Annotated in this window: 18 protein-coding genes; 2 read left to right on the forward strand and 16 right to left on the reverse strand. The window is 71.5% G+C overall.

From position 1 onward, the window contains the following. Positions 1–47: 47 nt before the first annotated feature. Entirely contained in the window at positions 48–3,077 is a 3,030-nt protein-coding gene (locus tag ACE4Q9_RS01365) for an alpha-mannosidase (RefSeq protein WP_397982332.1), read from the forward strand. A gap of 105 nt (positions 3,078–3,182) precedes the next feature. On the opposite strand, the gene ACE4Q9_RS01370 is transcribed toward ACE4Q9_RS01365, so the two are convergent. From ACE4Q9_RS01370 to ACE4Q9_RS01415, 10 genes are all read right to left on the reverse strand, one after another. Further along, positions 3,183–4,907, reverse strand: coding sequence for an acyl-CoA dehydrogenase family protein (locus ACE4Q9_RS01370; protein WP_397982333.1), 1,725 nt, complete (start codon positions 4,905–4,907; stop codon positions 3,183–3,185). A 99-nt stretch (positions 4,908–5,006) separates the two neighbouring features. After that, positions 5,007–5,579, reverse strand: coding sequence for a PadR family transcriptional regulator (locus ACE4Q9_RS01375; protein ID WP_397982334.1), 573 nt, complete (start codon positions 5,577–5,579; stop codon positions 5,007–5,009). 170 nt (positions 5,580–5,749) lie between these two features. Beyond that, on the reverse strand, positions 5,750–7,933 hold the full coding sequence (locus ACE4Q9_RS01380; RefSeq protein ID WP_397982335.1) for a discoidin domain-containing protein: 2,184 nt from the start codon (positions 7,931–7,933) through the stop codon (positions 5,750–5,752). Between the two features lie 50 nt (positions 7,934–7,983). Then, complete coding sequence (locus ACE4Q9_RS01385) at positions 7,984–9,627, reverse strand: glycoside hydrolase family 13 protein (RefSeq protein WP_397982336.1); 1,644 nt, start codon at positions 9,625–9,627, stop codon at positions 7,984–7,986. Between the two features lie 49 nt (positions 9,628–9,676). After that, entirely contained in the window at positions 9,677–10,555 is an 879-nt protein-coding gene (locus ACE4Q9_RS01390; protein WP_397982337.1) for a carbohydrate ABC transporter permease, read from the reverse strand. Further along, entirely contained in the window at positions 10,552–11,505 is a 954-nt protein-coding gene (locus ACE4Q9_RS01395) for a carbohydrate ABC transporter permease (protein WP_397982338.1), read from the reverse strand. The genes ACE4Q9_RS01390 and ACE4Q9_RS01395 overlap by 4 nt, the downstream gene beginning before the upstream one ends. Positions 11,506–11,510: 5 nt before the next feature. Next, complete coding sequence (locus ACE4Q9_RS01400) at positions 11,511–12,863, reverse strand: ABC transporter substrate-binding protein (protein ID WP_397982339.1); 1,353 nt, start codon at positions 12,861–12,863, stop codon at positions 11,511–11,513. A 131-nt stretch (positions 12,864–12,994) separates the two neighbouring features. Further along, positions 12,995–13,993 (reverse strand): LacI family DNA-binding transcriptional regulator, encoded by a 999-nt coding sequence (locus tag ACE4Q9_RS01405; protein ID WP_397982340.1) that lies wholly within the window; start codon positions 13,991–13,993, stop codon positions 12,995–12,997. Positions 13,994–14,091: 98 nt separating this feature from the next. Continuing rightward, a complete protein-coding gene (locus ACE4Q9_RS01410) occupies positions 14,092–14,859 on the reverse strand; it encodes a dienelactone hydrolase family protein (protein WP_397982341.1) in 768 nt (255 codons plus the stop codon). A gap of 189 nt (positions 14,860–15,048) precedes the next feature. After that, a complete protein-coding gene (locus ACE4Q9_RS01415; RefSeq protein WP_397987083.1) occupies positions 15,049–15,516 on the reverse strand; it encodes an alpha/beta fold hydrolase in 468 nt (155 codons plus the stop codon). Between the two features lie 66 nt (positions 15,517–15,582). Here ACE4Q9_RS01415 and ACE4Q9_RS01420 point away from each other — a divergent pair, with 66 nt between their 5' ends. Further along, the gene (locus tag ACE4Q9_RS01420; RefSeq protein WP_397982342.1) at positions 15,583–17,097 is read left to right on the forward strand and encodes a class I adenylate-forming enzyme family protein; all 1,515 of its coding nucleotides are present in this window, start codon (positions 15,583–15,585) and stop codon (positions 17,095–17,097) included. Between the two features lie 88 nt (positions 17,098–17,185). On the opposite strand, the gene ACE4Q9_RS01425 is transcribed toward ACE4Q9_RS01420, so the two are convergent. From ACE4Q9_RS01425 to ACE4Q9_RS01450, 6 genes are all read right to left on the reverse strand, one after another. Continuing rightward, positions 17,186–17,611 (reverse strand): PaaI family thioesterase, encoded by a 426-nt coding sequence (locus ACE4Q9_RS01425; protein WP_397982343.1) that lies wholly within the window; start codon positions 17,609–17,611, stop codon positions 17,186–17,188. After that, positions 17,608–18,780: an aromatic ring-hydroxylating dioxygenase subunit alpha gene (locus ACE4Q9_RS01430; RefSeq protein WP_397982344.1), complete on the reverse strand. Its 1,173-nt coding sequence runs from the start codon at positions 18,778–18,780 to the stop codon at positions 17,608–17,610. Before ACE4Q9_RS01430 ends, ACE4Q9_RS01425 begins: the two co-directional genes overlap by 4 nt. Positions 18,781–18,903: 123 nt before the next feature. Beyond that, positions 18,904–19,527, reverse strand: coding sequence for a TetR/AcrR family transcriptional regulator (locus tag ACE4Q9_RS01435; protein ID WP_397982345.1), 624 nt, complete (start codon positions 19,525–19,527; stop codon positions 18,904–18,906). A 102-nt stretch (positions 19,528–19,629) separates the two neighbouring features. After that, positions 19,630–20,886, reverse strand: a complete 1,257-nt coding sequence (locus ACE4Q9_RS01440) for an MFS transporter (RefSeq protein WP_397982346.1) — start codon at positions 20,884–20,886, stop codon at positions 19,630–19,632. Next, a complete protein-coding gene (locus tag ACE4Q9_RS01445) occupies positions 20,883–21,701 on the reverse strand; it encodes a GNAT family N-acetyltransferase (protein ID WP_397982347.1) in 819 nt (272 codons plus the stop codon). The genes ACE4Q9_RS01440 and ACE4Q9_RS01445 overlap by 4 nt, the downstream gene beginning before the upstream one ends. A gap of 163 nt (positions 21,702–21,864) precedes the next feature. After that, complete coding sequence (locus ACE4Q9_RS01450) at positions 21,865–22,068, reverse strand: MbtH family protein (RefSeq protein WP_397982348.1); 204 nt, start codon at positions 22,066–22,068, stop codon at positions 21,865–21,867. Positions 22,069–22,185: the final 117 nt, after the last annotated feature.

Below are 22,185 nucleotides of genomic sequence, written 5' to 3' on the forward strand. Positions count from 1 at the left end.
CCGCCCGCCGATCCACCCGCTGACGTACGACCTACGGAGCTTCCCGCATGCATGACGACCGCAGTCTGATCGAGGCGCGCCTCAAGCGTGTCCTGGACGAGCGCATCCGCCCCGCCGTGCACCCCGAGTCCGTCCCCCTCCAGGTCGCCGTGTGGCACGCGCCCGGTGAGCCGGTGCCGGTCGCCGAGGGACTGGCCGCCGAGCCGGAGCCGATCCTGGTGGGCACCCGGTGGGGCGCTCCGTGGGGCACCAGCTGGTTCCGGGTGACCGGCACCGTGCCGCAGGAGTGGGCCGGGCGGACCGTGGAGGCGCTGCTCGACCTCGGGTTCGACGAGAACATGCCCGGATTCCAGTGCGAGGGCCTGGTCTACCGGCCCGACGGCACCCCGGTGAAGGGCCTGAACCCGCGCAACCAATGGGTGCGGATCGGCGCGCCCGTCGCGGGCGGCGAGGAGGTGCGGCTGCACATCGAGGCCGCCTCCAACCCGGTCATCCTCGACTACCACCCCTTCCAGCCGACCCGGCTCGGCGACCGGGAGACCGCGGGCGACGAGCCGCAGTACACCCTGGCCCGCATGGAACTCGCGGTGTTCGACACCACCGTGTGGCAGCTGGTGATCGACCTGGAGGTGCTCGGCGAGCTGATGGCCGAGCTGCCGGTGGACTCCCCGCGCCGGTACGAGATCCTGCGCGCCGTGGACCGGGCGCTGGACGCCGTGGACCTCCAGGACGTGGGCGGCACCGCCGGCCGCGCCCGCGCGCAGCTCAGCGGTGTGCTCTCCGAGCCGGCCGTGCCCTCCGCGCACCGGATCAGCGCCGTCGGGCACGCGCACATCGACTCCGCCTGGCTGTGGCCGCTGCGCGAGACCGTGCGCAAGGTGGCCCGGACCACCTCCAACATGACCGCCCTGCTGGAGGACGAACCGGAGTTCGTGTTCGCCATGTCGCAGGCGCAGCAGTGGGCGTGGGTGAAGGAGCACCGGCCCGAGGTGTGGGCGCGGGTGAAGAAGGCGGTGGCGGAGGGGCGGTTCGTGCCGGCCGGCGGAATGTGGGTGGAGTCGGACACCAACATGCCCGGCTCGGAGGCGATGGCCCGGCAGTTCGTGCACGGAAAGCGGTTCTTCCTCGACGAGTTCGGCATCGAGAACGACGAGGCGTGGCTGCCGGACACCTTCGGCTTCGCCGCCGGGCTGCCGCAGATCATCAAGGCGGCGGGCTCCTCCCGGCTGCTGACGCAGAAGATCTCCTGGTCGCGGACGAACACGTTCCCGCACCACACCTTCCTGTGGGAGGGCATCGACGGCACCCGCGTCTTCACGCACTTCCCGCCCGTCGACACCTACAACTGCTCCATGAAGGGCAGCGAGATCGCGCACGCGGCCCGCAACTTCAAGGACAAGGGCGTCGCCCGGCAGTCGCTCGCCCCGACCGGCTGGGGCGACGGAGGCGGCGGCACCACCCGCGAGATGGTCGCCAAGGCCGCCCGGCTGCGTGATCTGGAGGGCTCGGCGCGGGTGGTGTGGGAGACCCCGCGGGCCTTCTTCGACAAGGCCGAGGCCGAGTACCCGGAACCCCCGGTCTGGGTCGGCGAGTTGTACCTGGAGTTGCACCGCGCCACCCTCACCAGCCAGGCGGGGACCAAGCAGGGCAACCGGCGCAGCGAACACCTGTTGCGCGAGGCCGAGTTGTGGGCGGCGACGGCGGCCTTGCGGACCGGGTTCCGCTACCCGTACGAGGAGTTGGACCGGATCTGGAAGACGGTGCTGCTGCACCAGTTCCACGACATCCTGCCCGGCTCGTCCATCGCCTGGGTGCACCGCGAGGCACGGGCGACCTACGCGCGGGTCGCCGAGGAGCTGAACGGGATCGTCGAGGCCGCGCAGCGCGCGCTGGCGGGCGAGGGCGGCACGCCGCTGGTCTTCAACGCGGCCCCGCACGCCCGCGCCGGCGTCCCGGCCGGTGCCGCCGCCACCCCCGTCACCTCCGTCACCGAAGGCCGCACCCGGCTGATGCCCCGCGAGGGCGGCGGGCACGTCCTGGACAACGGCCTGCTGCGCGTCGGGATCGACGACCGGGGCCTCGTCGTCTCGGCGTACGACATCGAGGCCGACCGGGAGACGATCGCACCCGGCGCGGCCGCGAACCTCCTCCAACTGCACCCGGACTTCCCGAACATGTGGGACGCCTGGGACGTGGACGAGTTCTACCGCAACACCGTCACCGACCTCACCGGCACGGAGTCGGTCACGCCCGGCGAGGACGGCGCGTCGGTGCGGATCGTCCGGTCCTTCGGGTCCTCCCGCGTGACCCAGGTGCTCTCACTGGCGGCGGGTGAACGGCGGCTGCTGCTGGACACGGAGGTCGACTGGCACGAGACGGAGAAGTTCCTCAAGCTCGCCTTCCCCCTGGACGTGCACGCCGAACGGTACGCGTCCGAGACCCAGTTCGGGCATGTCCACCGGCCCACCCACACCAACACCTCGTGGGAGGCCGCCAGGTTCGAGGCGTGCAACCACCGCTTCGTCCACCTGGCGGAGCCGGGCTGGGGTGTGGCGGTCGTCAACGACTCGACATACGGCCACGATGTGACCCGGACCGTCCGCGCCGACGGCGACCGCGGCACCACCACCACGGTCCGGGTCTCGCTGCTGCGCGCCCCCCGCTTCCCCGACCCGGAGACGGACCAGGGCGTGCACCGCTTCCGGCACGCGCTGGTGCCGGGCGCGGAGATCGCCGACGCGGTGCGCGAGGGCTGGCGGATCAACGTGCCCGAGCGGCGCACGACCGGCGCCGGTGCGGTCGCGCCGCTGGTGTCGGTGGACACGGACGCGGTGGTCGTGACCGCGGTCAAGCTGGCCGACGACGGCAGCGGCGATGTGGTGGTGCGCTTCCACGAGGCGCACGGCGGCCGGGTCCGGGCCACGCTGACCGCCGGGTTCGAGGTCGCCGGGGCCACGGTGACCGACCTGCTGGAGCGGCCGCTGGCCGACGCGGCGCCACCGCGGCGGGACGGTGACCGGATCGCGGTGCGCCTGCGCCCGTTCGAGCTGATGACGCTGCGGCTGCGGCGGCCCTGAGTTCCCTGCCGCTTCCTGGAGTCGGGCCGCGAGCCCGGTGCCGCGACGGTGGCGGTGCCAGGCTCACGCCGGTCGCATGCGGAGCCCCCCGCGTCGGCGGAGGGCCTACGGGGCCATCTCGTACGACCCGGACAGCGCCTCGACCCGCTGCCAGACCCGGTCGGTGCGGGCCTGGTCCGGGACCGGCCGGCGGATCGCGGCGAGGGCCCACTCACGCTGCGCCTCGGTCGCCGAGTCCTTGCCGTGCAGTTCGACGGCCTGTGCGGAGAAGTCCCGGACGAGGACGGCGAAGAGTTCGTCGAGCACGTCCGTGTCGAGCCCGGTCAGGGCGGCCTGCTCCAGGACGAGCTGACCGTGCACCACGAGGGCGAAGAGGTGTCCGACCGCGAGGACGAGGTCGAGGTCACGGCTCTGCTCGGCGTCGGGAGCGGCGGTGGCGACGAACGCGCAGAGGGCGTCGGCCTGTTCGCGCAGACGGCTCACGTTGGGCAGGTGCGCGTACGCGTCGAAGGCGGGGCGCCAGTCGTGGAAGCGGACCGCGCCGAGGCCGCGGGCCGGTCCCTGCCGGAACAGGAAGTCGTCGTCCGCGGCGTCGTGGCGGGTCGGCACGGCGGGGTACTCGGCGGGGTCGAGGAGGTGGTTGCGCAGGAACTTCAGGATCAGCGCCAGGTTGACGTGGACGGTGCCCTCCAGCTTGGGCAGGCTCCGGATCTCCACGGCCGCCTGGGCGAAGTAGTTGTCCTTCTCGAAGCCCTTGGCGGCGATGACGTCCCACATCAGGTCGATGACCTTCTCGCCCTCCGTGGTCACCTTCATCTTCGTCATCGGGTTGAAGAGGAGGTAGCGGCGGTCGTCGGGACCCGCGCAGCGGAAGTAGTCGACCGCGCGGTCGCTGAACGCCTTCATGCCGACGAGGCGGACGTACGCGTCGGTCAACTCGCGCCGTACGTGCGGGAACGCGGTGACGGGGCGGCCGTATAGGACGCGGTTGTGGGCGTGGGTGACGGCCTCGTACATCGCGTGCTCGCAGATGCCGATCGAGGCGGTGCACAGGTTGAACTTGCCGACGTTGACGGTGTTCAGGGCGGCGTCGAAGGCGGCGCGGCCCGTGTGCAGGACGTCCTCGGCCGCGACCGGGTAGTCCTCCAGGCGGAACTCGCTGACGAACTTCGAGGAGTCGACGACGTTCTTGACCAGGTGGTAGGCGGGGTGGCGGCTGTCGGCGGCGAAGAACACGTAGCCGTCGGGGCCTTCGACGTCGGTGCGGCGGCCGAAGACGGAGACGAGTCCGGCGGTGTTGCCGTTGCCGATGTAGTACTTGGAGCCGGTGGCCCGGAAGCCGCCGTCGCCGTCGGGTTCGAGCAGCATGTCGGTGGAGTAGATGTCGGCGCCGTGGGCCTTCTCGGAGAGTCCGAACGCGAACACCTCGCCCTGGTCGAGGAGTTCGGCGGCGCGGGCACGGGCGGCGGCGTTGTCGCTCTGCCAGACCGGGCCGAGGCCGAGGATGGTGACCTGCCAGGCGTACCAGTAGTCCAGGCCGTAGAAGCCGAGGATCTCGTTGAGCGCCGCGATGCGGGCGGTGTCCCACCGCTTGTCCGGCTCGTCCGCGCCCGCGGCGCAGGACGGGGTGAGGAAAGTGGCGAACAGGTTCTCCTTCGCCGCGAAGGCGAGGAAGTCGCCGAGCCAGGCGCGGCTGCGGTAGTCCTCGATCAGCCGCCGCTTCCCGCGCTCCTCGAACCAGTCGACGGTGGCGCGCAGCAGGCGGCGCGTCTCGGGGTCGAAGTGCGCGGGGTCGTAGGTGTGCGGGTTGAACAGCAGCTGGTCAGCCATGGGTGAGGGCGCCTTTCGGCTGGGGGGCGGGTGGGAATCGGGTGGCCTGAGGGCTGGACGGGCGGGACCGGTCGGACAGGGGCCGGGGCCGGCCGGAGGTCAGCTGGACGGACCGAATCGGGCCAGCGTGGCGAGCACGTCGTCCAGCCAGCCGATCATCATCCGCTCGTACGCGATGCCGCCGCGCAGTACGGCGTGCTGGAGCTCGCGCTCCGCGTCGGGCGGTGCCTGCGGCCCGGCCGGGCCGGGCTCGGGTGCCGGGAAGTCGCGCGCCTCGCCCGCGAGATAGTGCGCCAGCCGGTCCCGGTGGGCCTGGCGGTGCCGCCGTACCTCGCGGATCAGGGCGGCCGGGTCGTCGAAGGCGGCGCCCCGGATCTTGACGGCCAGGTCGTGGCGGACGCTCTCCGGCTCGATCGGGTCGTGCAGCCAGGAGGAGAGCGCGGCACGGCCGAGGTCGGCGACGCGGAACTCCTTCTTGTCCGGCCGGCCCTGCTGCGGGACGTCCCGCGCCTCGACCCAGCCGTCGTTCTCCATGCGCTTGAGCACGCGGTAGATCTGCTGGTGGGTCGCGGTCCAGAAGTAGCCGATGGAACGCTCGAAACGCCGGGCCAGCTCGTAGCCGGAGCCCGGCTTCTCCAGGAGCGACACGAGGATCGCGTGTTCGAGCGCCATGCCGTCGATCCTGCTATGCAACTCGTTGCATAGCAAGCCCGCCCGCCCCGATGCGACGCGGGTCACCCTCCGGCCGCCGAAGGCGCGTTCCGCAGGTGGGCCAGAGGGCTCGTACGGCGCCGGCGCTCCGGGGACTCCCCCGCGGGCGCCGGCGCCTGTGGTGGACGCGGTCAGGAGGTGAGATAGGCCTCCACCTCGCTGAACTGGCCGGCCGGCCAGCCCGTGTTGGCGCTGACGGACAGGCGCAGGTAGCGCAGGTTCGTGCCGGCCGGCAGGGACACCGTGGCGGTGTTGCCGGTGGCCGGGTCGAAGCGGTAGCCCTGGGCGCCGGCCACGGTGGAGTAGGACGAGCCGTCGGTGCTGCCGAGCACGGTGACGGTCTGGGTGCGGGCGCCCCACGCCGAGGACGGCGGGAGCTTCAGGACCAGCCGGCGTACCGCGTACGACGAGCCGAGGTCGACCGTCAGGGACTGCGGGAAGGCGTTGTTGGTGGACTCCCAGTACGAGTTGGCGTCGCCGTCGACCGCCTTGCCGGGCGTGTAGACGTCCTGGGAGCCGGTCGCGGTGGCCGGGCGGCCCTTGGCGAGGTTGCGGTTGGGGTCGGGCGCCGGGTTGCCCTGGCCGGGCTGGGGCCAGCTGGAGCAGTCCGACCAGGTGCTGGACCAGCCTGAGTTGCCGCCGCCGTCGGTGAGGGCGAAGGAGCCGGAGTTCGCCGGGTAGGGGCAGTTGTACACCCCGGCCGCGCCGACACCGGTGGCGGTGACGTTCTTGAACGTGGCCGCTCCCTGCGCCTCCGCCTGGACCACGACCGTGCCGGTGTTCCGCACCGTCGCGCCGGTCACGTTGACGTTGCGCACCGGGTAGCCCTGCCCGCCGCCGGAGACGAACTCGAAGGCGCTGTACGGGCTGTCGGTGATCGTGGTGTTGGTGATGTTCACGGTGGCGTTGATGGCGCTGTCGTACGAGTCGACGCGCAGCGCGCCCATCGGGTGGTTCCAGTTGGGGTTGAGCGCGCCGGTGCGCACCAGCGTGTTGCCGTCGACCGTGATGGTGCCGGCCAGCGGTGAGAACGGGTCCATGAACTTCTGGTTGGAGATGGCGATGCCGCTGCCGAGGGCGTTGGTGTCGGAGACCAGGTTGCCGCGCACGGTGATGTCGGTGCCGCCGTAGATCGCGATGCCGTTGGCGAGGTTGGGCTGGGAGATGGTGTTGTTCTCGAAGCTGGAGTCGGTGTCCGGGGAGTACAGCGACCACATGGCGAGGGAGTCGTCGCCCTGGTTGCGCAGGAAGTTGTTGCTGACCCGGACGCCCTTGGCGGTGCCGTTGAGGTTGATGCCGTCGGCGGTGGTGTCGAGGATGCGGTTGTTCTCCACGACCAGGTTGTCGTCGGTGCCGGTCAGCCACAGGCCGCACTTGAGGTGCTGGATCCACATGCCGGAGACGGACGAATTCGGTCCGAGGGAGCCGTTGACGAAGTTGTCCGGGCTGGAGTCGACGCGTTCGGTGACCTCGCCGATCACCGCGAAGTCCTTGATGTGGACGTTCCCGGCGGAGCTGGACTGGTCGATGAACCGGGAGGTGTGCACGACGGAGTACCAGCTGCCCGCGCCTTGCAGGGTGACGTTCTGTACGCCGCTGAGGGAGGAGGTGATCTTGTAGTCGCCCGGCGGTATCCACACCGTGCCGCCCTGGGCGGCGGCGATGGCGTCCCGGAAGGCCTGGGTGGAGTCGCCGTTGCCGCTGGGGTCGGCGCCCTTGGAGACGACGGACACCGATCCGGACGGCTGGGTGGCGGCCCCGGCGACCTGCTCGAAGTCGGCTACGTCCACGGTGACTTGGGTGTTGGTCGCCACGAACGCGACCTTGTCGCCGGCCTGGAGGTTCTGCCCGAGCAGCAGCCGGGAGTCATCGAAGAAGTGGTGCGTCTTGCTGCCGGTGATCCAGCCGGTGTCGACGTAGGAGTACTTGGACGTCACCGGGAGGGTCTTGGCCAGCTTGGTGCCGTTGACGTACACGTCGAGCGAGCCGGACTGGCCGTCCGGGACGCTGTAGGAGACGTTCACCGCGTTGGCCGCGCGCGGCACGGTGAACTCCACCCGCTGGCCCGAGGTCAGCTGGACGGCCTGCCGGCCGGACGCCTCCGAGGCGAGGGTGCCCTGGGTGTAGTCCGGGCCGATCTTCGTGCCGGTGGTGGCGGCCGACTCGGCCTCGACCGAGGTGAACGGCAGGGTGGCCCCCGCGGTCGTGGCCGCGTGCGCGGCGGGGGCCAGCGTGACGAGCATGCCGGCGGCGAGGGCGACGACGGCCCCGATCGCCGGCATGCGCCTGGCATATCGGACGGTGCTGGTGTGCATGAGCTGTTCCCTTCCTGGTGGGGGTGCGCGGGACAGCGGTGCGCCGCGGCTCAGGCGCGCAGCCAGGCCGCGGTGTCCTGCGGCAGCCGGCCCGCCTCGTCCAGGGGGCCGCTGCTGAGCAGGAGTTCGGAGTGCGCGGGGAGGTCGGCGGGGGTGGCCGAGAAGTTCACCACGCAGATCACCCGGCTCGCGCCGCTCGGATCGTTAGGGCCGCCCGCGTCGCTCGGGCGGGAGAAGGCGAGGACGTCGTCGGGGGTGGGCAGCCAGTTGAGGGGACCGGTGCCGAAGCGGGGGCGCAGGGCGATGGCCTTGCGGTAGAGGGTGAGCATGGAGCCGGGGTCGTACTCCTGGCGGTCGGCGGCGTACGACGGCCAGTCGGGCGGCTGCGGCAGCCACGGTTCGCCCCGTGAACCGAAGCCCGCGTACGGCAGGTCCGCGGCCCACGGCAGCGGCACCCGGCAGCCGTCGCGGCCGGGGTCGGTGCCGCCCGAGCGGTGGTACATCGGGTCCTGGATGCGGTCGGGCGGGATCTCGGCCTCCGGCAGCCCCAGTTCCTCCCCCTGGTAGAGGTACACCGAGCCGGGCAGCGCGAGGGAGAGCAGGGCGGCCGCCCGCGCCCTGCGGGTGCCGAGGGCCAGATCGGTCGGGGTGCCGAAGGCCTTGGTGGCGAAGTCGAACGCGGTGTCCGCGCGGCCGTAGCGGGTGACCGTGCGGGTGACGTCGTGGTTGCACAGCACCCAGGTGGCGGGGGCGCCGACCGGGGCGTGTTCGGCGAGGGTGGTGTCGATGGCGGTGCGCAGCCGTCCGGGGTGCCAGGGGCAGGACAGGAAGGCGAAGTTGAAGGCGGTGTGGAGTTCGTCGGGGCGCAGATAGCGGGCGAAGCGTTCGGCGTCGGGGAGCCAGACCTCGCCGACGAAGACCCCGCCGTAGGCGTCGGCGACGGCGCGCCAGGAGCGGTAGATGTCGTGGAGTTCGTCGCGGTCGACGAACGGGTGCGGCTGCGGGCGCGTCGCGAGGTCCGGGAGGTCCGGGTCCTTGGCGAGCAGGGCCGCGGAGTCGATGCGGACACCGGCGACGCCCCGGTCGAACCAGAAGCGCAGGACGTCCTCGTGTTCCCGGCGGACGGCCGGGTGGGCCCAGTTGAGGTCGGGCTGTTCGGGGGTGAACAGGTGCAGGTACCAGTCGCCGTCGGGCAGCCGGGTCCACACCGGTTCGGTGGTGCCGGCGAACTGGGACGGCCAGTCGTTGGGCGGGAGTTCACCGTGTGCGCCGCGGCCGGGCCGGAAGTGGAACAGGTCCCGCTCGGGGCCCCCGGGGCCGGCGGCGAGGGCGGCCCGGAACCACGGGTGCCGGTCGGAGACGTGGTTGGGGACGATGTCGATGATGGTGCGGATGCCGAGTGAGCGGGCCTCGGCGATGAGCTTCTCCGCCTCGGCAAGGGTGCCGAACGCCGGGTCGATGGCGCGGTAGTCGGCGACGTCGTAACCGCCGTCCTTCATCGGTGACCGGTACCAGGGGTTGAACCACAGCGCGTCCACGCCGAGTTCGGCCAGGTAGGGCAGCCGGGAGCGGACGCCCGCGAGGTCGCCGGTGCCGTCGCCGTCGCCGTCGGCGAAGCTGCGGACGTAGACCTGGTAGATGACGGCGGAGCGCCACCACTCGTGGTCGCTGAAGGCAGGGGTGGGCTGTCCCACGGGGCTGTGCCTTTCTGTAGACGGGCGGTCGGCTCGGGTGCGGTCGGCGTCAGCCCTTGGTGCTGCCCGCGCTGATCCCGGCGATGATGTGCCGCTGGAAGACGAGGAACAGCGCCACCATCGGGATGCCGGCGATCACCATCGCGGCGAGCAGCACGGTGAGCTGGATGTTCTGCGACAGCTGGACCAGGGCCACGCTGATCGGCTGCTTGTCGGTGTCGGAGAAGACCATCAGCGGCCACAGGAAGTCCTGCCAGACGGCGACCAGCGCGAAGATGGACACGACACCGAGGACCGGCCGGGACATGGGCAGGACGACGGACCACAGGGTGCGCAGCCTGCCCGCGCCGTCGACCTCGGCGGCCTCCAGCACATCGCGGGGCAGCTGGTCGAAGAACCGCTTGAGCAGATAGAGGTTGAAGGCGTTGGCGACGGCCGGGAGCCAGATGGCGAGGGGGTCGTTGAGCAGGCTGGTGTGCAGCAGCGGCAGGTCGGCGACGGTGAGGTACTTGGGTACGACGAGTGCCTGGGCCGGCACCATGAGGGTGGCGAGGATGCCGCCGAGGATCACCTTGCCGAAGGCGGGCCGCAGTTGGGACAGGGCGTAGGCGGCGGCCGTGCAGAACACCAGCTGGAAGGCCCAGGCGCCGGCCGCCTGGACGACGGTGTTCCACAGGTGCTGCGGGAGTTGCATCAGGTCCCAGGCGTCGGTGTAGGCGCCGGTGTGCCAGTGCTCGGGCACGAGGGTCGGCGGGGTCCGTGCCACCTCGTCGGGGGACTTCATCGCGCCGGTGACCATCCAGTAGACCGGGAAGAGGAAGGCGAGCGCGAAGAGGACGACGACGGCGGTGAACACCGTCCAGTAGATCGCCCGGCCGCGGGGGCGGGCGAGGGTGGCCGGGGAGATCAGGGTGCGGGTGGCGGTCATGCGGTGTCCCCCTCCTCGCGGGTGAGCCGCAGGTAGAGGGCGGAGAAGGCGCCGAGCAGCAGCAGGAGCAGGACGCTGAGGGCGCAGGCGCCGCCGAAGTCGTTGTAGAGGAAGGCGTATTTGTAGATGAGGTAGAGGACGGTGACGGTGGCGCTCTCCGGTCCGCCGCCGGTGATGACGAACGGTTCGGTGAACACCTGCATGGTGGCAATGATCTGAAGGAGCATCAGCATCAGGATCACGAAGCGGGTCCCCGGGATCGTGATGTGCCGGATGCGCTGGAGGAGGCTCGCGCCGTCGAGTTCGGCGGCCTCGTACAGCTCGCCGGGGATGGACTGGAGGGCGGCCAGGTAGATGAGGACGGTGCCGCCGAGGTTGGCCCAGGTCGCCACGATCACCAGGGAGACGAGCGCGGTGTGGGTGCCGTTGGACCAGTTGGAGGTGGGCAGGTGGAGGAAGCGCAGCGCCTCGTTGGCGAGGCCGGCTCCGGGGTCGTAGAACCACTTCCACAGCAGGGCGCTGACCACCGGCGGGATCATCACCGGCAAGTAGACCACGACCCTGAAGAAGGCTTTGGCGTGCCGCAGTTCGTTGAGGACGAGGGCGAGCAGGAAGGGCACGGCGAAGCCGATGAGCAGGGCGAGCAGGGTGAAGGTGAAGGTGTTGCGCCAGGCGGCGGCGAATTCCGGGTCGTGCCAGACGCGGGTGAAGTTGGCGGTGCCGACCCACTGGGGCGGGGAGCCGGGGGTGTACTTCTGGAAGGCGATCACGACGGCGCGGATCGCCGGGTACCAGGAGAACAGGACGAAGCAGAGCAGGCCGCCGAGGAGGAAGGCGTAGGCGCGGAGCTGGTCGGTCAGGCGGCGCCGGCCCCGGTCCCCTGCCGGGGCCGGCGCCGGGGCCGTGGGGGCGGGGGCCGCCGCCGGCCGCCGCTCGGCCGTCTTGGTCATGGCGGTCAGCTCCGGGCCAGGATGCTGTCGATCTTGCTGGAGGCGTCCTTGAGGAGCCCGTCGATGTCGGCGTCCTTCTGGGTGAGGACGGCGGAGACGGCGGCGTCGAGGACGGAGTAGATCTGCTGCGCGTCCGGCGGCTCGATCTTCATCCGGAGTTTGGCGTTGCCGTCGAGGAAGCTCTGGTAGTTCTCCACCGGGACGTTGGCGTTGGCCCTCTTGATCTTCTGGTCCTCGGCGTCGGCGGCCCCGGTGAACAGGCGCGGTTCGGGCAGGCCGACGGGGGCGTTGTTGCGCTTGGCGCGGGCGTAGTCGCCGAGGAAGCCCTTGCCGGGGGTGAGGTACGTGTACTCCAGCCACTTGAGGCCGGCGCGGATCTGGGCGGGCGAGTCGTGCTTGCTGAACATGTAGCCGTCGCCGCCGATCAGGGTGGCCTGGCCGCCGGGCATGGGGCCGATGGCGATGTCGTCGTAGCTGGCGCCCTTCTCCTTTACGAGGATCGGGATGTTGTCGGGGGCGGCGAGGTACATGCCGAGCTTGCCGGCGCCCAACATCTGCTGCACGTCGTTGATGACGAGGAGCTGCTTGCTGCCCATGGAGTCGTCGTTCCAGCGCATGTCGTGCAGGTTCTGCAGGACGGCGCGGCCCTCGGGGGTGTCGACGGTGGCCTTCTTGCCGTCGGCGCTGACGACGTCGCCGCCCTGGGAGTACAGCTCGGCGGTGAAGTGCCAGCCGCCCTGGTTCTGGGCGCTGTAGTCGGCGTACCCGACGGTGCCGTTGCCGAGGGCGGCGATCTTCCTGGCGTCGGCGCGGACCTCCGCCCAGGTGGTGGGGGGCTGGTCGGGGTCGAGGCCGGCCTTGCGGAACAGGGCGCGGTTGTAGATCAGGCCCATGCTGTATCCGGTGCGCGGTATGCCGTAGACCTTGCCGTTCACCGTGTAGATGTCCCGCAGCTGCTTCTGGAGGGTGCCGTAACTCTTCATCTCCTTGAGGTACGGCGTGAGGTCGGCGGCCTGGTTGATGCCCACGACGTGCCGGGCGTCGGTGAAGTACGTGTAGAACACGTCTTCCATCTGGCCGCCGGCGAGCTTGGCGTCGAAGGTCTTGGGGTCCTCGCAGGGGAAGGCGTCGTGGGTGACGACGTCGATGTCCGGGTTCTGCTTCTCGAAGGAGGCGACGTCCGCGTCGAAGAACTTCCGGTCGGTTCTGGAACTCTTCGGTGGTTCGCAGTTGACGGTGATGCGTGTCCTGCCGTTCGCCGCGCCGTCGCCGCCCGAACCGCAGGCGGTGGCGGCGAGGGCGAGGGAGGAGCAGACGCCGATCGCGACGAAGGTGCGGCGGAACCCGGTGCTTGTCATTCGTTGGACCCCTCGGTGGCACTCATGGCGGGAGCTGCGGGCGCGGCACACTCAAGCACCGCCGACAAGGGTCCGCAAGATGTCGCGCGAATTCTGTAATTATTTGACAGCGCACCGGGACGCGGCGGGCCTCAGTCGTGCGGTGCCCCTCCGGTCGATCCGCGCACCACCAGTTCGGGCTCGAACAGAAGCTCCTCGACGGGTACGGCGGTGCCGCCGATCTGCGCGTTCAGCAGCTCCACGGCCGCGCGGCCCATGGCCTCGATGGGCTGGCGGACGGTGGTGAGCGGGGGTTCGGTGCAGTTCATGAACGCCGAGTCGTCGTAGCCGACGACGGAGATGCGGCCCGGTACGTCGTGGCCCTTGCGGCGGGCGGCCCGGATCGCGCCGAGGGCGAGGGGGTCACTGGCGCAGATGATGCCGGTGACGCCCCGGTCGATCAGCCGGGAGGCGGCGGCGTGGCCGCCCTCGATGGAGAAGATGGCCCGCGCGACGCGCTCCTCCGGCAGGCCCCCGGTCAGGGCGTGCGCGGCGGCCAGTTTGCGGGCGGAGGGCATGTGGTCGCCGGGGCCGAGGACCAGTCCGATGCGCTCGTGGCCGAGTGAGGCGAGGTGCCGCCAGGCCTGCTGGACGGCGACCGCGTCGTCACAGGACACGGCCGGGAAGCCGAGGTGTTCGATGGCCGCGTTGACCAGGACGACGGGGATGTTGCGGTCGGCGAGCAGCCGGTAGTGGTCGTGCGGGGCGTCGGCCTGGGCGTAGAGGCCGCCGGCGAAGACGACGCCGGACACCTGCTGCTGGAGCAGCAGTTCGACGTAGTCCGCCTCGGAGACGCCGCCCTTGGTCTGGGTGCACAGCACCGGGGTGAGCCCGAGTTGGGCGAGCGCGCCGCCGATGACTTCGGCGAACGCCGGGAAGATGGGGTTCTGAAGCTCGGGCAGGACCAGGCCGACGAGCCGGGCGCGTTCACCGCGCAGCTGGGTGGGGCGCTCGTAGCCGAGGACGTCGAGAGCCGTCAACACCGCCTGCCGGGTGGCGTCGGAGACTCCCGGCCGGCCGTTGAGCACCCGGCTGACGGTGGCCTCGCTGACTCCGACCTTCTTCGCCACTTCCGCAAGTCGTCGCGTCATGCGCGCAAGAATAGCGCGGGATGTGTAAGTGGCTTGCGTGGAGTGATGGAGGTTGAAGACAGCGGTTCCGCCGTGCGGACTTGAGAGAGAGGGGGCTGTCAGTGCCCGGCGTCAGCGTGCTCGCCGGGGTCATGTCCCAGGTCCTCCGTCAGGGGCAGGCACTCGGCGAGCAGGTCGAGGATGTCGCGCCAGGCTCGCCGCGCGTGCCGCGGGTGGTAGCCGACGCCGGGGCGCACGGTGTGGTCGACCGTCGGGTGGTGGAAGGCGTGCAGGGCTCCGCCGTAGACCACGAGGCGCCAGTCGACACCGGCGGCCTGCATCTCGGCGGTGAACGCGTCCCGTTGCGCGGGCGACATGATCGGGTCTTCCGACCCGACCCCGGCCCACACCGGGCAGCGGATGCGCGCCGCCTCGCCCGGCCGGCCCGTGATCAGCCCGTTGACCGTCCCGATCGCGCGCAGGTCGACGCCGGCGCGCCCGAGTTCCAGCCCGACGGCGCCCCCGGTGCCGTAGCCGACGGCGGCGATCCGGTGGGGGTCGGTCCGCGGTTCGGCGCGCAACACGTCGAGGGCCGCGTGGCCGATGTCCCGCATCCGGTCGGGATCATCGAGCAGCGGCAGGCAGCGGGCCAGCATCTCCTCGGGGTCGCCCAGATAGCGCCCGCCGTGGAGGTCGAAGGCCAGCACTACGTATCCCAGTTCGGCGAGCGCGTCGGCCCGGCGGCGCTCGACATCGCTGAGCCCCGTGCCCTCCGGTCCGAGCAGCACCGCGGGCCGGCGGTCGACACCGGCCGGGAGCGCGAGGTGCCCGATCATCGTCAGACCGTCGGCCGGGTACTCGACCGTGCGCGTCGCAATCGTCGTCATGAGACCGAACTGTAGTGATCGTCGAGCCCCGTCCGGCTGGTGTTCCGCCGCCGGCAGAACAGCGCGCGGGTGCCCCGACCTGTGGGCGCCAATGATGCGGCCGGGAAGGTTCGCACCGCCCCGGCTATGCCTGTCGGTCCTCCGCACCGAGGAATGCGCGGGTGATGGTGTTGAAGGCGTGCGGGACCGTCAGGGGCAGGAGATGACCGGCGTGCGAAACCACGCACAGGTGGGCATCCATCCGTGGCGATCGGGCAGGTCGGAGAGCGCGCGGACCAGCCAGCCGGGGCGGTGCCGTTCGGTCCGCAGCCGCCGCTGTGACGTCGTGCCGGCTGCGATCTCAGGTCCCCCGGACAGAATCAGCCGGGCGACGAGGTCCGGGTTCTCGGCCGCGACCCGCGCGGCCACGATCGCCCCGATAGAGTGGCCGCACAGGTGAACCGGCCGCAGTCCTCGGGCGATCTCCGCCATGGACTCGACCGCCGCCGGCAAGCCGAACGGGCCCGGCGTACCACCGAACCCCGGCAGATCAGGCGCGACGACGTGAACGTCATCGGACAACGCTGCCGGCTGACACCGCCACGCCCGACCACCCCGGCCCGCACCATGCAGCAAGACCAGCGCAGTTGCGGCTTCCCCCCGGTTTTGAACGATGATTCAATTCTTGGCGTGGCCGGGTACGGTCGGTGCGGCGGCACCCACGAGGATGCGGAGGTCCCTGCGGTGAACCTGACGTGGATGCTGGAGGCGTCGGCGCGCGGTTGCGGCGGGAAGCCGGCCCTCGTGTCCGATCTGGGGTCGATGACGTACGCCGAATTGCTCGCGGCGTCGAAGCGGGCCGCCGCCGTGCTGCGGGAGCGCGGGGTGCGGCCGGGGGACCGCGTGGGCGTGATGACGTACAACACCCCCGCCTTCGCCGTGGCGGCGTTCGGGATCTGGCGGGTCGGGGCGGCGCTGGTGCCGGTCAACCACAAGCTGACCGCGCGCGAACTGACGTACCTGGTACGGCACTCGAAGCTGCGGGTGGCCGTCGTCGCGGAGGAACTGTCCGGTCGTCTGCGCGAGGGCGCCCCCGAGGTCGATGCGCTGACCACCGACGACACCGGTGGCGGGGAGTTCGACAGGCTGGTCGCGGGGGCGCCGGAATGGGACGGGGTGGAGGTCGGGCCCGAGGCCGTCGCACAGGTGCTGTACACCTCCGGGACGACCGGCGCGCCCAAGGGCTGCCTGCACTCGCACCGCGGGCTGTCCGCCGTGCCCGCGTACACCGCGGCCGCCGCGGGACTGCGCCGCGAGGACCGGTTCCTGCTGGCCATGCCGATCTGGCACGCCTCGCCCCTGAACAACTGGTTCCTGTCGATGATCCACCTGGGCGGCACCGTCGTGCTGCTGAAGGAGTACCAGCCGCTCGCCTTCCTGGAGGCCGTGCGCAAGCACCGGGTGACGGCCTTCTTCGGCGCCCCCATCGCCTATCTCGCCCCGCTGAAGGCGCTGCCCGCGACGGGAGCCGAGCTGTCCGGCTTCGGTCTGTCCGGCGTGCGGCTGTGGGCCTACGGCGGGGCGCCGCTGGGCGCCGAGACGCTACGGACGCTGGAGGCGGCGTACGGCCGGGGCCGCTTCTGCCAGGTGTACGGCATGAGCGAGATGGGGCCGGTCGGTGCCGTGCTCCGCCCGCGGGAGCACCTCGCCAAGGCCGGGTCGATCGGGGCGGGCGGCATGCCGGGCGTGGACATCCGCGTGGTCCGGGACGACGGTGTGGACGCCGGGCCCGGCGAGATCGGGGAACTGTGGCTGCGGTCGGGGACCCGGATGCTGGGGTATCTCGACGATCCGGAGGCGACGGAGCGCGCCTTCGCGGGCGACTGGTACCGGTCGGGGGATCTCGCGCGGGTGGACGAGGACGGCTACCTGTTCATCGTCGGCCGGGTCAAGGACGTCGTCGTCACCGGCGGGGAGAACGTCTACTCCCCCGAGGTGGAGGAGGCGATCCTGGGGCATCCGGCGATCCGGGACGCGGCCGTCGTGGGGCGGCCGCATCCGGACTGGGGCGAGACCGTCGTCGCCGTGGTGGAGGCCGATGCGGCGGTGACGCTGGAGGAGTTGCGCGGGTTCCTCTCCACCAGGCTAGCGAAGTACAAGATCCCGCGGGATCTGGTGGTGGTCCCGGCGCTGCCGCGCACGCCCTCCGGCAAGGTGCAGAAGCACGTGCTGCGCGAGCAGGTGCGCACCGGCCCCTGAGGCGCCCCGCGCCTGGGGCCGACCAACGGTCAGGGGCCGACCAACGGTCAGGGGCCGACCGCTGGGCGGCGGCCGGCCCCCGTACCGCTCAGTCCTCCTGCTTGCCCGCGCGCACGATCGTGCCCTGCGCCACGGCGACCAGGTGCTCCTCGCCCTGCTCCGAGACGACGTAGACCGAGCACTGGCACACGGCCTGACGCCGGGTCGTGGCGGTCGCCTCGGCGCGGGCGAGCACGATGTCGCCCACGGCCGGCCGCACATAGTTGATCTTGTACTCGGCGGTGAGCGCGTCGCCGCCGAGGGCGAGTCCGCCGGCGAAGGTCAGTGCGTTGTCGGCCAGGTAGCTGAGGACCCCGCCGTGGACGAAGCCGTGCTGCTGCTGGATCTCGGGCCGGTTGACGACGCGGATCTCGGCCGAGCCGGGCCCCACGGAGGTGAGTTCGGCGCCCAGGAACATGCTGAACGGCTGGGCCTTGAAGATGCCCTGTGCGAATTCGGTGAGGTCCGTGGTCATGCGTGCCGTCCTGTGGCTCGGGGGGTGGTGGGGGTGGCCGCGTCCGGGTCGGTGAGCCGCTCGTCGATGGTCTGCTGGAACATCGCGAGCAGGCCCTCCGCCAGTCCCAGGACGTGGTGGTCGCTGCCTCCGTGCGGCAGATGGCGCTGCACGTCCTCGGCGATGGCGAAGTCCTCCTGGTCGAAGACCGTGTCATTGGTGAACTCGAAGCGCTTGGCCAGCGCGCTCTGCCCGGCGGAACCGGCGAAGTCGCCGTCGCGGTAGAGCATTTCGTGGGTCCATATCGTGCGGTCCGGCGCCAGGGGCCAGAAGGTGTTGATGGACACGTAGTCGGGGTGCAGGATGAAGAAGGTGTTGGGGAAGAGGGTGTAGTACACCGAGGCGTAGTCCAGGATGCGCCACTCCTCCTCGGGTTTCAGGGCGGTCTCGCCGATGTTGGTGCGCGCCGCCGACAAGCGGATGTGCGGGCCGTCCTCGTCGTGCGCGATCACGCCCTTCTTGAAGGCGAAGGCGAGGGTGTCCCGGTGCAGGTAGGGGACGTGGTAGCCCTCCAGGTACGTCTTGATCAGCAGCTTCCAGTTGGCCTCCTTGACCACCTTGGTCTTCTTGTACCGCACGAGCGAGGCCACGTCGAAGTTCACCAGGTCGTCGTGGAACGTGCCGAGGAAGGCGGGGATGTCGAGCGTCTCGCCGGGGGTGCGGCCGACCCAGATCAGGCCCCCGGACTCCGCGGCGGGCAGTTCGACCAGGCCGTAGTCGCAGGTCTTGACGCCGGGGAAGTCATGGGCGCGGGTGATGCCCTTCAGGGTGCCGTCGAGTCCGTAGACCCAGCCGTGGAAGGGGCAGATGAAGTTCTGCACCGTTCCGGACGGCTGGTCGGCGAGGCGGGCCCCGCGGTGGCGGCACTGGTTGTAGAAGGCGCGGACCCGCCCGTCCTCGCCCCTGACGACGACGTAGGGGAACCGGTCCCAGTCGCTGGTGAGGTAGGCACCGGGCTCGCCGAGCGCGGAGGAGTGGCCCGCGACCAGCGGGTAGCGGGAGAAGGCCGAGGCGATCTCCCGCTCCAGGAGCGCTTCGTCGGTGTACTTGGTGACCGGGATGGTGACGACCTCGTCGAGCATCTTCTCGTCGCGCCGCGTTTCGCGCAGGGCGAGAAGACGCTTGATCATCGCCACTTGTTCACTGTGTCGCATGGGGCCCCCGTCGCAGTTCAAGTTCTGAATCCTCGTTCACTTCATGGTACGGAGGGCACGGCGGGCCTGGCAATGAACGTTCCGGAGTACGAGGGGCGGTCAGGACCGTACACAGCCGAGGGCACGCAGGCAGAAGTCCCGGATTTCCAAGACCAGTTGCCCGTCCGGCACCTGCGGCTGCTGCGCGACCTCCGGCGAGAGTCTGCCGACCAGCGCCTCGGAGATGGCACCGATGACGGCGCCGGCCGCGACCGCCGCGTTCTGCCGGGCGAACAGGCCGGCCGCGATGCCGTCCCGGATGACGCCCTCGCACAGCTGCGCGTACTCGCGCCGGTACACCAGCCGCTCGCGCTCCACCACCGGGGAGACGGGTTCGAACAGCAGGGACCACGCCAGCCGCCGTCCGCGCAGGGCGCGCCGGATGAACGTGTCCGCGAACGCTTCGAGCCGGGCGTCGGGTTGAGCGGGAGCGGCGGCCACCGCCTCGCGTACAGCGGTCAGTTCGCGTCCGGCGGCGCGCCGGAAGACGTGGGCCAGCAGCTCGTCCCTGCCGCCGAAGTACGAGTAGAGCGAGCCCGCGCTCACCCCGCACGCCCCGGCCACCGCGGCGACCTTCGCCCCGGCGAAGCCCTCCCGCGCCACCAGTTCGTGCGCGGCACGGACGAAGGCCTCCTCCTTCGTGCGAGCGTGCCGCTTCGTACGTTCCGTACGCCGATACACCATGGCGGAGCTGGGCCTTCCGTGTTGCTGCCGGGGGCCCCAGTGAATCAGGAAACGGGAGCGGGGCACATGGACGCGTGTCACCAACGTCCCGGGACGACACACCTAGGTCGGCATCGTGCGGATGCCCTTGCTGAAGGTGGCCGTCAGGGCGGCGAGGAGGACCAGGGCAGGGAAGACCAGCATGGCCGGTGCCGGGGGCCAGCGGGACAGCAGGGCGCCGGCCAGGGCGGGGGCCAGGGCGGCGGCCGAGCCGGCGGCGAGCAGGACGCCGCTGACCACGCGGCCCTGCAAGTGGTCGGGGGTGACGGCGGCCTGGTGGCCGAAGAGGGCGGCGTTGGCGGTGGGGCCGAGGAAGACGGCGGCGGCCAGCGGTACGGCGGCCAGCACGGTGCCGGAGAGCAGCGTGCTGACCGCCATCAGCGCGGCGGTCGTCCAGCACAGCAGCGTGATCAGGACGGGCAGCCGCAGCCGCCGCTGAAGTGCCGGAGCGGCGAAGGCGCCGAGGAGACCGCCGAGCGCGAAGACCGTGCCGGCGAGGCCCACCGTGACCGGGGCGACACCGGCCCGGCGCAACGCGAGGGTCATCGCGAAGATCATGCCGGTGAAGGCCATGTTCAGCGGAGCCGCGATCACCAGCAGCGCCCGCAGGAACGGATGCCCCAGCAGGAAGCGAAGGCCCTCCGCGGTGGACGCGCCGACGGGTGCGGCCGGCTCCGCGCGTGGTTGCTGGAGGGGCCGTCCGATGCAGCGGACGGCCACCAGGGACACCAGGAAGCTCAGCGCGTTGCCCAGGAAGGGCAGGGACCGGCCGAGCCCGAACAGCAGGCCGCCCAGCGGCGGTCCGGCCAGCGAGGTGCCGTAGGTCCGCGCCTCGTTGCGGGCGACGGCAAAGGCCAGTTGGTCCGGGCGGACCAGGCTGCGCACCGAGGCGTGCTCGGCGGTGCTGAAGACGGCGGTGGCGGCGGCGCCGGCGATCACGACCACGAGGATCACCGGCAGGCCGGCGGCGCCCTTCAGGACCGCCCAGCCGAGCAGCGCGTACACGGCGAGCCTCAGCAGGTCGCAGACGATCATCAGGCGGCGCCGGTCGAACCGGTCGGCGAGGACACCGGCCGGCAGCCGGCACACCAGGGTGGTGATGAGCCCGGCGGTGCCGACGACCCCGGCCCGTGTCGGGGAACCGGTCTGCTGAAGCACCAGCAGCGGCAGGGCCAGGTCGGCCATGGCGCCGCCCAGGTCGGACAGGCACTGGCCGGTCCACAGCAGGTTGAAGTCACGGTTGCGCCACAGTCCCGGCGGTGCGGGGGCGGCGGTGTCCACGGCCCCGGTCTCCTCCCCCGCGAGCGGCGGCCGGCTCACACCGCCTCCCCGGCACCCGCCACCGCGGCCGCGTCCTCGGCAGCCGGTGAGGGGGACGGGGACGGGATGGAGGAGGCGGATGACGGGGACGGGATCTGCGCGGTGGCCTCGGCGGGCGTCCGCTCCGTGCCGTCCGTCTGTTTCACGACGCCCGTGCCGCCGCGGTTCTGTCCAACGCCGAACGCACCGTCGGCCCCGCCGGCACCTCCCACGCCGCCCGAGCCGTGTCCGGCACCACCAGCACCCCACGTCTCGTCCACGGGCCCCGCGACGCCCACGACGTCCGCGCCCCCCGTACCTCCCACCCCTCCCGCCGCCGTCGGGATGACCAGCAGCTTCGTCACCGAGCCGTCGTCGCCGACGACATCGCGCACGTGGCGGAAGCCCAGGCGGCGGCACATGGCGAGGCTGGCGGTGTTCTCGGCGCCGACCATGCCGTACGCCTCGGTGAGGCCGAGGTTGTCGGCGGCGTGCCGGAGCAGGCCGCGGACCGCCTCGCCGCCCAGTCCCCTTCCCCAGTGGCCGGGGGCGAGGGCGGTGACGAGTTCGTGGCCCTCGACGTTGCCGGTCGGTTTCACCTCGGCGTGGCCGACGTAGCGGCCCGCCAGCCACAGGCCCCAGACGTCGAACCGCCGCTGGGGGTAGACGTCGGTGAGGATGGCGCGGAACACCTCGCGGATCTGGGGTTCGGGCACGAGGTCCTGGCCCATCCAGCGGCACACCTGCGCGTCGCGCAGCAGTTCGACGAAGACGTCCTCGTGCTCGGGCCGGTAGGGGAGGAACTCCAGGCGTTCGGTGCGCAGGACGGGGGTCATGACGGGCTCCTCGGGAGTGATGCGGTGGGGTGAGGGCCGGGGCGGTGGGGCGCCGGTGCGGCGGCGGACCAGTGCGTGGGGGCGTGGGGGGAGCCCTGGGTGGGGCGTGACCGCCGGGCCGGCGCGGGTGCGGCCGGCCCGGCGTGCGGTGCGGGGCGGCCGGTCAGGCGCCGGCGTTCTCCATGCGCTCGCGCAGGCTCTTGGGCCGCATGTCGGTCCACACCTCGTTGACGTAGGCGGTGCACTCGGCCTCGGTGCCCTCCTTGCCGACGGGCTGCCAGCCGGCGGGCATCTCGATGTCGAGGGGCCAGAGGGAGTACTGCTCCTCGTCGTTGCGCAGCACCTGGTAGCGGGTGTTCTCGTCCATGTCGGTCTCCTTCGTGTGCGGTTCGGTCCGGGTGGGTCGGCGATGCGCCGCGGGGGTCGGGGCGCGGGGAGCGCGAGGACCGTGCCGGGCGGGACGCCGGGGCGGTGCCTCGTGGGG

The sequence above is a fragment of the Streptomyces sp. AM6-12 genome, assembly GCF_044327085.1.
In the GTDB taxonomy this organism is placed as follows: Bacteria; Actinomycetota; Actinomycetes; order Streptomycetales; family Streptomycetaceae; genus Streptomyces.

What these genes read in the sequence shown, in the direction of transcription:
- ACE4Q9_RS01365 (WP_397982332.1), top strand. Translation starts at nt 48, where the DNA reads ATGCATGACGACCGCAGTCTGATCGAGGCGCGCCTCAAGCGTGTCCTG.
- ACE4Q9_RS01370 (WP_397982333.1), bottom strand. Translation starts at nt 4,907, where the DNA reads ATGGCTGACCAGCTGCTGTTCAACCCGCACACCTACGACCCCGCGCAC.
- ACE4Q9_RS01375 (WP_397982334.1), bottom strand. Translation starts at nt 5,579, where the DNA reads ATGGCGCTCGAACACGCGATCCTCGTGTCGCTCCTGGAGAAGCCGGGC.
- ACE4Q9_RS01380 (WP_397982335.1), bottom strand. Translation starts at nt 7,933, where the DNA reads ATGCACACCAGCACCGTCCGATATGCCAGGCGCATGCCGGCGATCGGG.
- ACE4Q9_RS01390 (WP_397982337.1), bottom strand. Translation starts at nt 10,555, where the DNA reads ATGACCGCCACCCGCACCCTGATCTCCCCGGCCACCCTCGCCCGCCCC.
- ACE4Q9_RS01395 (WP_397982338.1), bottom strand. Translation starts at nt 11,505, where the DNA reads ATGACCAAGACGGCCGAGCGGCGGCCGGCGGCGGCCCCCGCCCCCACG.
- ACE4Q9_RS01400 (WP_397982339.1), bottom strand. Translation starts at nt 12,863, where the DNA reads ATGACAAGCACCGGGTTCCGCCGCACCTTCGTCGCGATCGGCGTCTGC.
- ACE4Q9_RS01405 (WP_397982340.1), bottom strand. Translation starts at nt 13,993, where the DNA reads ATGACGCGACGACTTGCGGAAGTGGCGAAGAAGGTCGGAGTCAGCGAG.
- ACE4Q9_RS01410 (WP_397982341.1), bottom strand. Translation starts at nt 14,859, where the DNA reads ATGACGACGATTGCGACGCGCACGGTCGAGTACCCGGCCGACGGTCTG.
- ACE4Q9_RS01425 (WP_397982343.1), bottom strand. Translation starts at nt 17,611, where the DNA reads ATGACCACGGACCTCACCGAATTCGCACAGGGCATCTTCAAGGCCCAG.
- ACE4Q9_RS01430 (WP_397982344.1), bottom strand. Translation starts at nt 18,780, where the DNA reads ATGATCAAGCGTCTTCTCGCCCTGCGCGAAACGCGGCGCGACGAGAAG.
- ACE4Q9_RS01435 (WP_397982345.1), bottom strand. Translation starts at nt 19,527, where the DNA reads ATGGTGTATCGGCGTACGGAACGTACGAAGCGGCACGCTCGCACGAAG.
- ACE4Q9_RS01445 (WP_397982347.1), bottom strand. Translation starts at nt 21,701, where the DNA reads ATGACCCCCGTCCTGCGCACCGAACGCCTGGAGTTCCTCCCCTACCGG.
- ACE4Q9_RS01450 (WP_397982348.1), bottom strand. Translation starts at nt 22,068, where the DNA reads ATGGACGAGAACACCCGCTACCAGGTGCTGCGCAACGACGAGGAGCAG.